We start from the raw sequence: 14,320 nt of genomic DNA, 5'->3' as shown, positions 1-14,320 counted from the left end.
CGCCACTTCCCTGCAGGAGCCTCCCATGCTTGATCGTTTTTTCGAAGCGGTCGCGGCACTGCTGTTGTCTGCCATCACCCTGCTCGCCCTGGCGGCCGTGGTTGCGCGCTACATACTCAATGCCTCGCTGTCCTGGAGCGCCGAGGTGCTGGTGGGCCTGCTGGTCTACGTGACCTTCTTTTGCGGTTACCTGGCGCTGCGCAAAGGGGCACATCTGCGTATCGACGTGGTGGCCGCCTGCCTTCCCGCCCGCGGCCAATGGATTCTGTTCTTCCTCAACCAGGCGCTCATCGGCGTGGTCTGCGTGGTCATGGTGGTGTGGGGGCTGGAACAGACCCTGACCTTCTCCCACCGCACCACCCTGATGTTGGGCGCCCCCAGTGGCTGTTCTACGCCGCCGTGCCCATCTCCGGTGTGGGCATGTTGTTGGAACTGATTCGCCAGTGCATTGCCGCCGTCAAGGCCGAAGTACCTCCCTATGAAGCCGCCCGGCAAGCCGCGCTGGAGGAGAGTGCCTCATGATCCTGCTTGCCATTCTTCTCGCCCTGCTGGCCCTGATCGGCCTGGCCATGCCCATTGCCTTTGCACTGACCCTGGTCTCGATCGCCGTCCTGGCCTTCTCCGGTGTCGATATGTTGGTCCTGGTGCAGCGCCTCTATCGTGGCACCGAGTCATTTCCATTGCTGGCGGTCCCGCTGTTCATCCTGGCCGGACAGATCATGAATCACAGCGGTATCTCGGCGCGCCTGATCGATCTGGCCCGTGCCCTGGTCGGCGCCATTCGCGGCGGCCTGGCGGCGGTGAATATTCTGACCTCGATGTTCTTTGCCGGCATGAGCGGCACCTCGATGTCCGATACCGCGGCGGTAGGCGGTGTGATGATCCCGCAGATGATCAAGCGTGGCTATTCGGCCTCCTTTACCGCTGCGGTCACGGCCTCGTCCTCCACCATCGGCATCATCATTCCGCCCAGCGTGCCCATGGTTCTGCTCAGCGCCTACATGGGCCTCTCGACCGGTGCGCTGTTCGCCGCCGGTCTGATCGCCGGCGCGCTCACCGCTCTCGGCCTGATCCTGATGGCCTGGTGGATCTCGGTGAAGCGGGAGTATCCCATCGAGTCGGCCTTCTCATTGAGCGAGCTGGGCCGTACCTTCGTCGGCGCCCTGCCAGCCCTGATGATGCCGATCATCATCCTGGGCGGCATTCTGGGCGGCATCTTCACGCCAACCGAAGCCTCTGCAATAGCGGTCGCCTACGGCGTGCTGGCCGGCATGCTGCTCTACCGCTCGCTTTCGCTTCGCGCCCTCTATCTCGCGCTGGTGGAGAGCGCCGTGCTCACCGGGGCGGTGATGTTCGTGACCGCCGCGGCGCATACCCTGGGCTACACCTTCACCTACCAGAGCCTGGGCCAGTTGATTCTCGGCCCCATCGCGGCCCTCGACATGGGTCCGATCGGCTTCCTGCTGATCCTGAGCCTGGTACTGATCATTGCCGGCACCTTCCTCGATGGCATCGCCATGATGTTTATCGTGGTGCCGCTGTTCCTGCCCAGCGTGCAGCTGCTCGGCATCGATCCGCTGCAGTTCGCCATGGTGGTGATCCTGTGCTGGGGCATTGGCCAGCAGACACCACCCGTGGGCGCTGCGCTATTCATCACCAGCGTGATCTCCAAGGTCGATGTGATTCGCATCACCTACGCCAACTTGCCCTTCATCGCCGTGATGCTGTTCGTGCTGCTCGCCGTGATCGTCTGGCCGGAAGGCATCGTCATGAGCGTACCCCGCTGGCTCGGCCTCTAGCCGTGCACTGCGTACCCAACCCCCAACGCCATAGCCACAGGAAGTTCCAATGAACAACCAGCAGTTTCTCGACGTGATCTACACTCATACCGAAGGCGAGCCGACCTGCATCGTCCACGGCGGCATCCCCTATCCCTTCGGTGGCGACATCCTCGACAAGCGCCGTTATCTCCAGCAGCATCACGACCATGTGCGGACCAGCCTGATGCGCGAACCGCGCGGCCACCAGCACATGTTCGGCGTATTCCTCACCCCGCCTTCCGATGCCGATCACGACGCCGGTATGCTGTGGATCGATGGCGAGCAGTTCGTCGACATGTGCGGCCACGGCACCATCGCACTCTCCATGGCCATGGTCGCCCATCGCCTGGCGCCGCCCCCGCAGGAGAACGGCCTCACCCGCATCCGCTTCGAAACCACCGCCGGCACCGTGGTCTCCGAGGTGAAGGCCGACGCCGACAAGGTGCACTGGACCCGTTTCGAGAACGTGCCCGCCTTCGTCATGGAGCAGGACATCCCCGTCAACGTACCCGGCCTCGGCATCCTCAAGGCCGATCTGGTCTTTGGCGGCAACTTCTTCGCCATCATCCGGGTGCCCGCCGACAAGCAGCCCATCTGCCCCGACAACGGCAGCTACTTCTCCCACGCCGGCCAGGCCGTGAAGGCCGAGCTCAACGCCCGCATGGAGATTCGTCACCCGACCCATCCGCATATCAACGGCTTGAACTTCGTCACCTTCTGGCACGAGGGCTCACAGCCGGATTCGCTCTACCGCAACGTGCACGTGTTCTCCGATGGCAAGCTCGACCGCTCGCCCGGCGGCACCGGCACCAGTGCGATGATGGCCATGTTCCATGCCCGCAACGAGCTGGAAGTGGGCCGCCCCATCCACTCCGAGGGCCTGCTCGGCAGCGGCCGCTTCACCGGGGAGATCCTTGGCGAGACGGAAATCGGCGGCTACCGCGCCATCCGTCCCAGCGTACAGGGCACCGCCGAGCTGATCGGCTACGCCAAGTGGCTGATCGACGCACGTGACCCGGTCGGTCGCGGTTTCGTGATCCGCTGAACGAACGATTCACAACGACGAAAGACGCCGCCCCCGGCAGGCCAGGGGCGGCGTTGTCATGACGGGACGAGCCCGGACTCAGGCGGGAAAACGCCGCTGCAGCTCGGCTACCTGCTCTTCGGTAAGGGCACGCGGATTCTCCCCTCGCAGCAACAAAAACAGTTTTGCCGTCTCCTCCAGTTCCTCGGTGGCGTATACCGCTGCCTCCAGGTCCTTGCCTGCCACCACTGGTCCGTGATTGGCTAGCAGCACGGCGCTGTGCTTGCCTGCCAGGCCGCGCACGGCATCGCCCAACTTGGGGTCGCCCGGTACGTGATAGGGCACCAGCGGCAGCTTGCCGACCCGCATCACGTAGTAGGCAGTGAGCGGCGGAATGCAATCACAGGGATCGATACCCGGCAGGCACGAAACCGCCACCGAGTGAGTGGAGTGCAAGTGCACGATGGCGCCGGACTGGGGGCGCTCGGCGTACATCGCCATGTGCAGGAACTGCTCCTTGGTGGGCTTGTCGCCGTCGAGCCATTGGCCCTGGCCATCGAGCCGGGAAATGCATGCAGGATCGAGACGTCCCAGGCAAGCATTGGTCGGTGTCATCAGCCAACCGCCATCGTCCAGGCGCACGCTGATGTTGCCGCTGGAGCCCATGGTCAGGCCACGGTCGAACAGCGACCTGCCCAGGGTAGCGATCTGTTCGCGCAGAGTGTTCTCGTCATGAACGCTCATGGCAGCACCTCGAAGGCTCGGGTAAAGAAGTCCTCGCCACCGAAGTTACCCGACTTCAACGCCAGCGACAGAGGCGCTTTCCGCCCTTCCAGCTGCGCCTGGGTCCAGGGCACGCCAGGATCGATCTGCTCGCCGATGCGCAGGGTCTCGATGCCCAGCGCCGACACCACGGCCCCCGAGGTCTCGCCACCTGCCACCACCAGCCGGCCTACCCCTCATCGACCAGTGTCGCCGCCAGTTGGCCCAGCGCACGCTCGACGAGCTGCCCCGCCCGCTCGATACCGAGCCTGGCCTGGGCGACCTGTACCCGTTCCGGATCGGCCGAAGCGTAGACCAATACCGGTCCGCCGCTCTCCAAGGCGTTTCGTGCGAAATCGAGCGCCGCTTCCCACTGTGCATCGCTCTCGGCCAGGGCCAACGGATCGAGGGCAAAGCCGGGATGGTGCTTCAGAAAGTGTGCTACCTGCCCCAGCGTGGCCCGGGAGCAGCTGCCCGATAGCACCAGCGCACCACCGCTGGCCGGCTGTAACCGACCCGGCTCAGCGATCTCGGCCAGCCAGCCAAGCTGGCGATAGCGGACGGGCAGCGCCTGCCCCAGCCCCGAACCGCCAGTTACCAGCGGCATCGTCTCGCAGGCCTCCGCCAGCACCTCCAGGTCTCGCTCGTCGAGGGTGTCACAGATCACGTGTCGCACCCCCTGTTCGGCCAGCTCCGCCAAGTGCTGCCGGGTCGCCGCGGCGCCCTGGGCGAGTACCGCTCGTGCCGCCAGGCCAACCGGGTGGGGAGTCTGTCTGGCGAGTACCCGCACCAGATCGGCATCCGTCATGGGTGTGAGTGGATGATGCTGCATGCCACTGTCGTTGAGCAGCCGGTCACCGACGAAGAGGTGGCCCTGGTAGACGGTGCGGCCGTTCACCGGGAACGCCGGTACCATTACCGTCTGCGCCACACCCAGCCGCTCCATCAGCGCATCGGCCACCGGACCGATATTGCCACGCTCGGTGGAGTCGAAGGTGGAGCAGTACTTGAAGAAGAACTGGCGCGCCCCTTGCGCCTGCAGCCACGCCAGCGCGGCCAGCGAGTCGGCCACGGCCTCGTCGGCCGGGCAGGAGCGAGACTTCAGCGCCACCACCACGGCATCGACATCGTCCACCTCGAGCTCCGGTCCGGGCACGCCGATCACCTGCAGGCAGCGCATACCGCTGCGCACCAGATTGTTGGCGAGGTCCGTGGCGCCGGTGAAGTCATCGGCGATGGCACCCAATACGATGGTCATGGATTACTCCGCTGTTCGGACGACGAGGAAGAGGCAGGCCTGTTGCGCAGGCGCTTCACCAAGGGTGTGACGACGGCAACGGCGAGCAGCAGGAAGGCGACGGTCAGCAGGGTGGCGCTGATCGGCCGCGTGAAGAGGATCGACAGGTCGCCCTGGGACATGGAGAGCGTACGACGCAGTTCGCTCTCGGCGATCGGGCCAAGTACCAGGCCGAGGATGATCGACACCAACGGAAACTTCAGCTTCTCGAGCAGATAGCCAAGCACACCGAAGCCGAGCATCAACCACACATCGAACATCGAGTTGCGCACCGAGTAGGTCCCCACGATGCAGCACATGACGATCAGCGGGCCCAGCGCCGAATAGGGCACGTTGAGCAGCTTGGTGAACAGCGCAATGAACGGCTTGGAGAACAGCAGGATCATGAAGTTGACGATGAACAGGCCGGCGAATACGGCATAGATCAGATCGCTGCTGGTAATCATGAACATCGGGCCAGGTTGCAGCCCATGCATGATGAAGGCGCCGAGGATCACGGCGGTGGTACCGCTGCCCGGTATGCCAAGAGCGAACAGCGGTACCAGCGCCCCCATGGCCGCGGCATTGTTGGCCGACTCCGGGGCGGCTACGCCCTCCGGTGCGCCCTTGCCGAATTTCTCCGGATGCTTGGACCAGCGCACCGCCTCGCTATAGCTGACCATGGCCGCCGTGCTGGCGCCGATGCCGGGCAGAATGCCGGTGATCACGCCGATCAGTGAAGAGCGGGTCAGCGTACCGCCGATCTGGCGCAGGATCGGCAGGTCGAAGATCTTGATCTTGACCTTCTTCAGCGGCTGGTGGCTGTCCTGGTCGAGTGCGCGTTTCATTACCTCGGAGATGGCGAACAGTCCCACGATCATCGGGATCAGGCCAACGCCCTCGGCGAGATTGAGGTTGTCGAAGGTATAACGGCTGGTGCCGGTGAGCGGATCGATCCCCACCGTGGCGATCAGCAGACCGAGCGTCGCCCCGATAAGGCCGTAGATCAGGCGACCGCCCAACGAGGCCACCACCGTCAAGCCGAGGATGGCCAGGGCGAAGTATTCCGGCGACGAGAAGCGCAGCGCCATGGAAGCGAGAATCGGCGTGAACACTATCAGCGCCACGGTGCCGACGAGACCGCCGATGGCGGAACTCAGCACGCCGATGCCCAGCGCCTTGCCGGCCTGGCCCTGCTGAGTCATCGGGTAGCCGTCGAAGGCGGTCATCACCGCTTCGGGCGTGCCTGGCGCGCGGTACAGGATCGCCGTGATCAGGCCTGAAAATACCGTGGCCCCATAAATGGCCGTGAGCAGCATGAAGGCCGTGGTGGGCTCCATGCCGTAAGTGACCGGCAGCAGAATCACCACCAGGATCACACCGCTGATGCCCGGCAGCGCGCCACCGATGAAGCCGATGAAAACCGCAGAGGTCAGCAATAGCAGGTTGAGTGGCTGCAGCACCACGGCCAACCCGCCGAGAAAATGTTCCAGCATCGTCAACTCCCGGAGCAAGTCGATAAGAGTGTCATCGGGGCAGCCTCACGGAAGGGGGATGCCAAGCAGGATGACGAACACTCCCTGCATGAGGGCCACCGCCACCACCACGGTCACGACGATGGCCAGCCACGAACGCGCCCCCAGCAACAGCGTGCATATAAGCGTGAACATGACACTGGCGGCCAGGAAGCCGACGGCTTGCATCAGCACGGTGTAACCCACCGTGGCCGCCATCAGCCACCAGTGCCGCGTGTTGGCAAACGAGAGTTTCTGCGCCGGAGCCATGCCGCCTTCTTCCGGTTCGGAATCGCTCTTGTCATGGGCACTGCAACGTCGATCGCGCCAGGTCATCGCCAGCAGCGCGCAGCCAAGCAGAAAGAGCATGGCAATCAGGCTCAGCGGCCACACCCGGGGCCCGATGAAGGTGGAAACCTGCGCGGAACTGGGAAACTGCAGCGTGGGTACCAGGCTGACCAGGGCGAGCAGGATGATCGCCAGCGCAAAGAGAGAGATCCTGACTTGCATGTTGGCCCCCGAAGGGAACGTCGCATGACCGGCTGCGGACCGGTCCATGCGGTGGGTGTAGGTGGGAGCGGGCTACGCTCCCACCGGTGCTTGCTCGGGACGCGTCAGTTGCCGTTCTGCAACAGGCGCGAATAGAGCGTGTAGTTGTTCTCGAGCCGCTGGCGATACTCCTCGCTACCCATCCAGCCTTCGCGATAGGTCAGGTTCACGCGCTCGGCATAGCTCTGGTACTCCTCGGAGTCATAGACCTCCTTGAAGGCGTTCTCGAGACGCTGGACGATCGGCGAGGGCGTATCCGCATGGACGAAGATCGCCCGATCGTTGCCATCGGTCAGGTCCCAGCCGTGCTCCACGGTAGTGGGTACGTCGGGATAGTGATCGAGACGCTCCTCACTGAAGATCAGTATCGGCGCCATCTGGCCCGCCTCGATATAGCTCAACAGCGGGCTGAGCGAAGTCGTGGTGGCATCAATGTTGCCGCCCAGCACGTTGGCCGTGGCATTGCCGGTGCTGTCGTAGGGGATGAAGTTCATCTCCAGGCCAGAAGCATCACGCAGTGAAAGGAAGGCGACGTGATCCGGGCTGGCTGTGTGAGTGCCGCCCACCGTGACCTTACCCGGATTATCCCTGGCGTACTCCAGGAAGGACTCGAAGTCGGGATAGCGCTCCGGATTGACGAACAGTGCCATGACATCCGACTGCATGCGCGCAATCGGCGTCAACTGATCCAGGCCGATCGGATTCTGGCCGGCGGCCAGGGAAGTGACCAGCGTCGTGGAGGCAAAATCCAGGGTATGGCCGTCCGGCGCACCGTTCGCGGTACGCTGGTGCGCCAGCGCCCCAGAGGCCGAGGGCAGGTTGACCACGGTGATGCGCGCACCACCCACTGCCTCCTCGAACATCGGGCGAACCACACGAGCGAAATTGTCCGTGCCGCCGCCGGCACCCGCCGCCACCAGGAACTGGATCGGTTTGCTGGGATAATCGGCAGCCTCGTCGGCGTTAACGCCCATGACTACGCCGACCAGGGCCATGCCCAGAGTAGCGGCTTTCAGCGTTTTCTTGGTGAGCATGTCGTTCTCCTATCCTCATTGTTATGCGTGCCGTTCTGGCAGGGTGGGTGAGTCAGCCGATCGCATTGTCGGCGTTCTGGCGAAGCGATGATGGAGCGTCCTGCCCGTGGAACAACAGGTCCTGCTCCTGACGCAGCTGATGGAGTCGCGAATCGGGCAGCACGACATCCGCCAGCGTGATTGGCTGGTTGGGGGCAATGTCGCGAACGACCTCCGCCCCAGGAAGCAGATAGAAAGGCACCATGGCATCGGAAGAGAGTGGAGCGCCCGGGTGCACCTCGGGGCGCAGACCCTCGATATGGCGGTGATGGCCGCGCATCTCCAGCCGCTGCCCGGCGCGGATCGCCTGGGTGGCGCGGGCGGTCAGGTCGAATTTCGGTGCAGCTGCCCGGCCACCGCCGGAAGGCAGACCATTGAGCACGGCATCGAGCAACGAGATCGGAGCTTCCAGACCAAGCAAGTGGCGAGGCAGGTAGATCATCGCGCAGTTACCGCTGCGGCTGAGAATGTGGCCCTTGTCGCGCAACAATGACCACACATGCGGATCCTCGCAGCGTACGACGATGAACACCCCGCCGGCGAAGCTGATCTCATCCGGGCGGCGCAGGCAGTTGAACACCTCCAGGCGATCATTGCCCCGAAGCACGCCACCGTGCGTCTCGAGATCCAGCAAGGTCGGCACCTCACCGATCCGCAGCACCATGGCATGGAACTCGGGGCGGTCGGGACCGAGCCCGGTGGCATTGGCCACGTTGACCATCTCACACAGGTCGGGTACGGAAATTTGCGGAATGGCGGCGAGGGCCTTGCCGCGCGCCTCGACGGTCTCACGCTCCGCTCCCTTGGGCAGCTCCCACAGCTCGGCCAAACCGGGCGCCGGGAAGGAAACGCCGTTGCACTGCACGCTGCCCGCCGCCTCGTCCCAGATAAAGTCATATTCGCTGCTCTTGCCGGCCGCGATGATTTCGAACCCCAGTGTCCTGGCCCAGGTGACGAGGCCGATCAGCAGGCTGGGCTGATCGCCATCCAGCGGCGTGAACAGGCGACCCTGGCGATAGGCCAACTGGGTCAGGTACGGCCCTACCACGGATTCGGTCTCTTTCGTGGCAATGCCAACATGCTTACCCGCCTGCAGGGCAGCTTCGGCATAGCGAGCGCCCACCTCGGGGATACCGGTCGACTCCACCAGAATGTCGAAAGGCAGTTCCTGCACATCCTCGAAAGCGCCCGCAGCAACGTACGCCCCTGACTGCCAAGCCTTCTTCGCCTCATCGGGAGAATGGCATACCATTATTTCAGCATCGGGTACGCCGGCAAACCGCAGTGCCTCAGCGGCTCTCTCCGGCGTGACGTCGATGGCAACCCGCGCCGCCAGCCCTGGCATGCTACGAGCCTGGCGCAGAACACCCCGCCCGAAGTCACCGGCGCCAGCCACGCAGGCTTCGACAATTCTTTCATATTCAAAGTGTTGCAAGTAATTCATGAGTAATTTTCTTTCCCGTGCCGGTCATCTTTAGGAGCTGCACCTTCCTAGGGCTGGCCATTTCGTTGCATCTGTCCAAGGCCTACCTTGCCCGGTCGCGGACGGTGGTCAGGCGAAGCGTGATCTGAATGGAATGTAATGGTATGCCATTTTTAGGGTCAACAAACCCTAAGTACGACTTTAGTCTTTTATCTTTCCAATAAGTACATAACCCATTGAAAAATGGCATCATAAAAAGTCAGAAAAGCATAAGGTAACGGTTTGAAAGGTCGCCAATGGTATGCCATTCTTGGCGCTCGCACTCGGAGTGAAGCAAGCCAATGGAAGAAGTCGCTCAGTCAAGCCATGCAGGCCTCGTCGAGAAAGTGGCCAATTACCTGCGTGAACACATCGTGATGGATCACTTCCAGCCCGGTCAGCGCCTACCCGAGCGCACCCTGGCGGTGGAACTCCAGGTTTCGCGTACCCCGCTACGCGAGGCGCTCAAGATCCTGGCCACCGAGGGACTGGTCGTCATCTCTCCTCACCGCGGGGCGGTGGTCGCCGAGGTAAGCCCAGCCGACATCAAGGAGAAGTCCTACGTACTGAGCGTGCTGGAACAGGCCGCCGCCGAGCTCACCTGTATCAACGCCAGCGACGACGACATCGCAGAATTGCAAGCACTTCACTATGAGATGAAGGCCTGCTTTCTACGCCGCGATCGTCAGAACTACTTCCGCTTGAACCAGGAAATCCACAACCGCATCGTTGCCCTATCGGGCAACTCCACCTTGATCGACATGCACGCCAACCTGAGCCGTCAGCTCTATCGGGTGCGCTATTTGTCGAACCAGAAGAACGAGAAATGGGCGACCGCCATGGAAGAGCACGAAGCCATCATGGCGGCACTGGAGGCGAGAGACCCTGAACGCGTCGGACGCGAGCTACGCAATCACCTGGGCAAGACCTGGGTGAAATACGCCAATGGTGAGCCCGTCGAGTGAAGCCCCCCAGCCTGCCATACTCCTGACGTAGACATTTCGCCGCCACTTGCGGCTCGTCAGCATCGCCAGGCACCAAGCGTAACGGGGTTGAGATGGATGCGCTGATCACGGCCGCGGGCCGTGCACTTTCGGCGGGTGATCCCCTCGGGGCCTTGAATCGGGTCGCCCTGCGTGACGATGCGCCGGCTCTCGCATTGCGCGGAATCGCGATGGCCCAGCTTGGCGATTTCGTACGCGCCAGGCTGCTGTTGCAGCGTGCGACACGCGCCTTCGGTGCCAGGGAGGAAATGGCCCGTGCCCGGTGCGTGGTCGCCGAGGCCGAGATTGCCCTGGCTTCGCGAGACCTGAGCTGGCCCACGAAGAGACTCGACTCGGCACGGGCCACGCTCGAGGCGCACGGCGACCTGACGAATGCCGCCCACGCTCGGTCTCTCGAGGCTCGCCGCCTGCTATTGCTCGGGTGCCTGGGCCAGGCGGAACATGCTCTGGCTCAGCTCGAACCCTCTGTCCTTCCTCCTGCCTTGAACGCTGTCCACGCGCTGGTCGTGGCAGGCATTGCCCTGCGTCGGCTGCACACCGCGGCAGCGCGCACCGCACTCGAGCGTGCCGGGAAGAGCGCACGCCTCTCCGGTGTTCCTGCGCTGCGGGCGGAAGTCGAGAATGCCTGGCATGCCTTGAGCGCCCCCGCCGCGCGCCTGGTGGCGAATGGCCAGGAGCACCTCCTGCTGTTGCATGAGGTCGAGGCGCTACTGGCATCCAAGACGCTCGTCGTCGATGCCTGTCGCCATGTGATTCAAGACGGTCATACCACTATCTCGCTCTCCACCCGTCCGGTGCTATTCGCCCTGGCCCGCCTGCTGGGCGAGGCCTGGCCAGCAGACGTATCGCGGGATGCGCTCATCGCCGGGGCGTTTCGCACCCGCTTCGCCGACGACTCGCACCGTATCCGGTTGCGCGTCGAACTCGGTCGGCTGCGCACGGCCCTCGGCCCCCTGGCCGGAGTGCGCGCAACATCGCGGGGCTACATGCTGGAGCCACGCTCCGCACCGGAAATTGCAGTACTGGCCCGCCCCATCGAGGGCAAGCATGGCGAGGTACTGTCCCTGCTCAGCGACGGTGAGCCATGGTCGAGCTCGGCCCTGGCCATGGCTCTCGGCACCAGTCAGCGCAGCATACAGCGAGCGCTCGAAGCACTCGCCAGTACGGGCAGGGTCCAGTCCTTCGGGCGTGGAAGAGCGCAACGCTGGATTGCCCCACCGGTTCCGGGTTTCACGACAACCTTGTTACTCCCAGCTCCTCTGCCCGGCGAATAGGCTGAGAAGGTACCCACCAAACGAGGTCAGCAACATGAACCGTTCAGCAGCGGAAGTACTCAAGGAATTCGGCCCCTTCCCCGGCGTAGAGCATGTCCACGGTGTCACCTACGACGGCCGCCATGTGTGGCTCGCCACCGGCGGAACGCTTGGCGCCTTCGATCCCGAAACCGGCGAACCGCAGCGGTCGATCGAGGTCGAGGCAGATGCAGGAACGGCCTTCGATGGCCAACATCTGTTCCAGATCGCCGCGGACAGCATCCACAAGATCGAGCCCGCCAGCGGCCATATCCTCGCCACCATTCCCGCTCCGCCCGGTAGCAACTCGGGGCTGGCCTGGGCCGAAGGCTCGCTTTGGCTGGGACAGTACCGAGACCGGAAGATCCATCAGATCGACCCAAACAGCGGAGCGATTCTGCGCACCATTGAATCCAATCGCTTCGTCACCGGGGTCACCTGGGTCGATGGCGAACTCTGGCATGGAACTTGGGAGGATGACGGCAGCGACTTGAGGCAAATCGACCCTGACTCGGGGGAAGTGCTGCAGCAGCTCGAGATGCCCCAAGGAACGGGCGTCTCGGGGCTCGAGTCGGATGGCGCCGACCGCTTCTTTTGCGGAGGCGGAGCCAGTGGCAAGCTGAGGGTCGTGCGTCGTCCCAGGTAGGTGCCACTCAAGCAGGTAGTACGGCGTGGCGGCAGCCCTCGAGCGTGCCGTCACGCTGCGATGCTTTCTTTCTCCGCAGCGGCTTCACGATGACGGCGGGCGGGAGTCCTTCCGCTCGCCCTTGGCAATATCCGCCTGGCTCAGCACCACCACTTCGCGCGGCCACCACTCCGGGTGCTCGTCGCGGATGAAATTCATCAGCTTCTCGCGGATCTGCATCTCCGCGACCCAGCCGGCGAAGGGGTCGGAGGCCATGAGGTAGCAGCTGACGGTCTGGGCTCTTTCGGTCTGTCCCGTCACGTAGCAGCACAGCTTGTGGTGCTCGACCACGTTGTCCTCCTCCTTGGCGTATTCCAGGAATTTCTCCCTGATGATCTGGATGTCGGCGCTCAGATGGACGACCAGTTCCAACGTCCGGTACATCTTGGCGCTCTTGACCGAAAGATTCTCGAAGGGCTTGGAGACGAAATAGGTTACTGGCACGATCAGACGCCGCTCATCCCAGCTCCTCAACCGGATGAAGGTGTAGAAGATGCCTTCCACATAGCACCACTGCCCTTCGAACATCACCAGGTCGCCGATGCGTATGGGCTTGGCCAGCGACAGTTGGAAGGAAGAGAGGATATTGCCCAACACCGCCTGGCCCGCGATGCCCACCAGCACCGCCAGCACGCTGGCCGAGGCCAGCAGCGACATGCCCAGCGTCTCGAACAGTTGGATCTGGCTCAGCACGTAGACCGAAACCGCGGTCACCGTGATGAGTATGATGACCCGACGCACCGCGTAGAGCGTGGTGAGCAGCTTGCGCTCGTCCTTGGGCTTGGTGTCGTCGATCTCGCCGACGATGCGCCGCGTCACCTTGAGCAGGATAGTATCCACCAGGCGCAGCGCAATCGTGCCCGCCCCCCAGGCGATCAGGATCATCAGCAGCACACGAATGAAGGTGGTCGCCACGGCGGTGAAGGAGACCACGTAGTCGAGCAGGACCTGGGCCGTGAACGCCATGACCAGCAGAGCCATGGGCCCACCGATCCTGCCAGCGAAGATGCTCGGCCAGCCGGAGGGAAACCAGTGCGCCAGCAGCCCGACCAAGCCGTGTACGCCCCACCCCACCAGGCCGATGGCCAGCAGGAACAGCGGAATAGTGATCCACTCCCAGAGCTCGAGCCAACCGAGTGATGTCTTGAAGCGCTCGGGAATGTACTCCTCCAGCAGCGAGGGGCCGTAAGCCTCGTAGAGCATGGGGATGGTCGAAACGCTGTCCGGTGTCACCAGCCAGACCGGATCCTCGTCATCCACCCGATACCGGCCCAGGCGAATGTCGTAGGCCTCGCCATCGAGCGTGAGCGAGGCCAGCTCGATATCGCGGCGCGGCTGTCCAGTCTGCGGGTGCTGGCCCGACGGGTCTTCGATGGCGGCATCCTGGCGCCCCGAAAGATTGGACACGTTGAGCCATTCACCCCGCCGGAGCACCTCGGCCAGTTGCCTGGCCAACTCGGGGCCGCGCCACTCCTGCTCCGCCTCGTCGAACTCGGAAAGGTTGAGCATATGGGCAGCGGCGGTGAAGTTCTTCTCCTCCGCCAGCGCCAGGAAACTGCGGATCGCCTCGCGGGGCGTCTGCCGCTTGGCCTCCTCGGGAACCTCGCCCAGCCCGGCATTGAGTGAATCGACCGAAAACCACTGCTCCCTTTCCTCGTCCTCCTCCTCCTGCGCCATGCCCAGGCCGGAAAAAAGCAGTGCCGCGATCAGTACCGGCAGCAGCCACGCGCCGTTTACCTTCATACGCATCATCCTGTTCGTCCATCCCGCTGTCGCTTCCCTCCAACAGCTCCGTTCAGGCCCGACGGCGCCATACCGGCCAGCGGGCCGCTCTGCCCGGGGTTATCGCAGTACAGCTC

The 14,320-nt window shown here is 63.6% G+C and carries 12 protein-coding genes and 1 pseudogene; 6 read left to right on the top strand and 7 right to left on the bottom strand.

The window, feature by feature from the left end; all coding sequences use genetic code 11:
* Positions 1-25 precede the first annotated feature (25 nt).
* The 3 genes from EKK97_RS03885 (at position 26) to EKK97_RS03875 (ending at position 2,865) form a co-directional block, all read left to right on the top strand.
* Positions 26-436 carry a TRAP transporter small permease gene (locus EKK97_RS03885; RefSeq protein WP_236551367.1) on the top strand — a complete coding sequence of 137 codons (411 nt, stop codon included), beginning with the start codon at positions 26-28 and terminating at the stop codon, positions 434-436.
* A gap of 82 nt (positions 437-518) precedes the next feature.
* On the top strand, positions 519-1,799 hold the full coding sequence (locus tag EKK97_RS03880) for a TRAP transporter large permease (protein WP_159549294.1): 1,281 nt from the start codon (positions 519-521) through the stop codon (positions 1,797-1,799).
* Positions 1,800-1,848: 49 nt separating this feature from the next.
* Positions 1,849-2,865 (top strand): proline racemase family protein, encoded by a 1,017-nt coding sequence (locus EKK97_RS03875; protein ID WP_159549292.1) that lies wholly within the window; start codon positions 1,849-1,851, stop codon positions 2,863-2,865.
* Positions 2,866-2,943: 78 nt separating this feature from the next.
* Here EKK97_RS03875 and otnC read toward each other — a convergent pair whose 3' ends face one another.
* The 6 genes and pseudogenes from otnC to EKK97_RS03845 form a co-directional block, all read right to left on the bottom strand.
* Positions 2,944-3,588 carry a 3-oxo-tetronate 4-phosphate decarboxylase gene (gene otnC, locus EKK97_RS03870; protein WP_159549290.1) on the bottom strand — a complete coding sequence of 215 codons (645 nt, stop codon included), beginning with the start codon at positions 3,586-3,588 and terminating at the stop codon, positions 2,944-2,946.
* Positions 3,585-4,864: pseudogene (gene otnK, locus EKK97_RS03865) on the bottom strand (3-oxo-tetronate kinase). Before otnK ends, otnC begins: the two are co-directional and overlap by 4 nt.
* The gene (locus EKK97_RS03860; protein WP_159549288.1) at positions 4,861-6,378 is read right to left on the bottom strand and encodes a tripartite tricarboxylate transporter permease; all 1,518 of its coding nucleotides are present in this window, start codon (positions 6,376-6,378) and stop codon (positions 4,861-4,863) included. The pseudogene otnK and the gene EKK97_RS03860 overlap by 4 nt, the downstream one beginning before the upstream one ends.
* Before the next feature lie 45 nt (positions 6,379-6,423).
* A complete protein-coding gene (locus EKK97_RS03855) occupies positions 6,424-6,906 on the bottom strand; it encodes a tripartite tricarboxylate transporter TctB family protein (RefSeq protein WP_159549286.1) in 483 nt (160 codons plus the stop codon).
* A 104-nt stretch (positions 6,907-7,010) separates the two neighbouring features.
* Positions 7,011-7,979 carry a tripartite tricarboxylate transporter substrate binding protein gene (locus EKK97_RS03850; protein WP_159549284.1) on the bottom strand — a complete coding sequence of 323 codons (969 nt, stop codon included), beginning with the start codon at positions 7,977-7,979 and terminating at the stop codon, positions 7,011-7,013.
* A gap of 52 nt (positions 7,980-8,031) precedes the next feature.
* Complete coding sequence (locus EKK97_RS03845; RefSeq protein ID WP_159549282.1) at positions 8,032-9,462, bottom strand: flagellar biosynthesis protein FlgA; 1,431 nt, start codon at positions 9,460-9,462, stop codon at positions 8,032-8,034.
* A gap of 320 nt (positions 9,463-9,782) precedes the next feature.
* Here EKK97_RS03845 and EKK97_RS03840 point away from each other — a divergent pair, with 320 nt between their 5' ends.
* From EKK97_RS03840 to EKK97_RS03830, 3 genes are all read left to right on the top strand, one after another.
* Positions 9,783-10,445 carry a GntR family transcriptional regulator gene (locus EKK97_RS03840; RefSeq protein WP_159549280.1) on the top strand — a complete coding sequence of 221 codons (663 nt, stop codon included), beginning with the start codon at positions 9,783-9,785 and terminating at the stop codon, positions 10,443-10,445.
* Positions 10,446-10,537: 92 nt separating this feature from the next.
* Positions 10,538-11,758, top strand: coding sequence for a helix-turn-helix domain-containing protein (locus EKK97_RS03835; RefSeq protein WP_159549278.1), 1,221 nt, complete (start codon positions 10,538-10,540; stop codon positions 11,756-11,758).
* A gap of 34 nt (positions 11,759-11,792) precedes the next feature.
* Complete coding sequence (locus tag EKK97_RS03830; protein ID WP_159549276.1) at positions 11,793-12,422, top strand: Vgb family protein; 630 nt, start codon at positions 11,793-11,795, stop codon at positions 12,420-12,422.
* An 84-nt stretch (positions 12,423-12,506) separates the two neighbouring features.
* Here the strand turns inward: EKK97_RS03830 and EKK97_RS03825 are convergent, their stop codons facing one another.
* Positions 12,507-14,204: a mechanosensitive ion channel domain-containing protein gene (locus EKK97_RS03825; protein ID WP_159549274.1), complete on the bottom strand. Its 1,698-nt coding sequence runs from the start codon at positions 14,202-14,204 to the stop codon at positions 12,507-12,509.
* Positions 14,205-14,320: the final 116 nt, after the last annotated feature.

Origin of the sequence: Billgrantia tianxiuensis, assembly GCF_009834345.1 — a bacterium.
In the GTDB taxonomy this organism is placed as follows: domain Bacteria; phylum Pseudomonadota; class Gammaproteobacteria; order Pseudomonadales; family Halomonadaceae; genus Halomonas; species Halomonas tianxiuensis.
This window is presented reverse-complemented; position numbering and strand designations above follow the sequence as displayed.

What these genes read in the sequence shown, in the direction of transcription:
- EKK97_RS03885 (WP_236551367.1), top strand. Translation starts at nt 26, where the DNA reads ATGCTTGATCGTTTTTTCGAAGCGGTCGCGGCACTGCTGTTGTCTGCC.
- EKK97_RS03880 (WP_159549294.1), top strand. Translation starts at nt 519, where the DNA reads ATGATCCTGCTTGCCATTCTTCTCGCCCTGCTGGCCCTGATCGGCCTG.
- EKK97_RS03875 (WP_159549292.1), top strand. Translation starts at nt 1,849, where the DNA reads ATGAACAACCAGCAGTTTCTCGACGTGATCTACACTCATACCGAAGGC.
- otnC (WP_159549290.1), bottom strand. Translation starts at nt 3,588, where the DNA reads ATGAGCGTTCATGACGAGAACACTCTGCGCGAACAGATCGCTACCCTG.
- EKK97_RS03860 (WP_159549288.1), bottom strand. Translation starts at nt 6,378, where the DNA reads ATGCTGGAACATTTTCTCGGCGGGTTGGCCGTGGTGCTGCAGCCACTC.
- EKK97_RS03855 (WP_159549286.1), bottom strand. Translation starts at nt 6,906, where the DNA reads ATGCAAGTCAGGATCTCTCTCTTTGCGCTGGCGATCATCCTGCTCGCC.
- EKK97_RS03850 (WP_159549284.1), bottom strand. Translation starts at nt 7,979, where the DNA reads ATGCTCACCAAGAAAACGCTGAAAGCCGCTACTCTGGGCATGGCCCTG.
- EKK97_RS03845 (WP_159549282.1), bottom strand. Translation starts at nt 9,462, where the DNA reads ATGAATTACTTGCAACACTTTGAATATGAAAGAATTGTCGAAGCCTGC.
- EKK97_RS03840 (WP_159549280.1), top strand. Translation starts at nt 9,783, where the DNA reads ATGGAAGAAGTCGCTCAGTCAAGCCATGCAGGCCTCGTCGAGAAAGTG.
- EKK97_RS03835 (WP_159549278.1), top strand. Translation starts at nt 10,538, where the DNA reads ATGGATGCGCTGATCACGGCCGCGGGCCGTGCACTTTCGGCGGGTGAT.
- EKK97_RS03830 (WP_159549276.1), top strand. Translation starts at nt 11,793, where the DNA reads ATGAACCGTTCAGCAGCGGAAGTACTCAAGGAATTCGGCCCCTTCCCC.
- EKK97_RS03825 (WP_159549274.1), bottom strand. Translation starts at nt 14,204, where the DNA reads ATGAAGGTAAACGGCGCGTGGCTGCTGCCGGTACTGATCGCGGCACTG.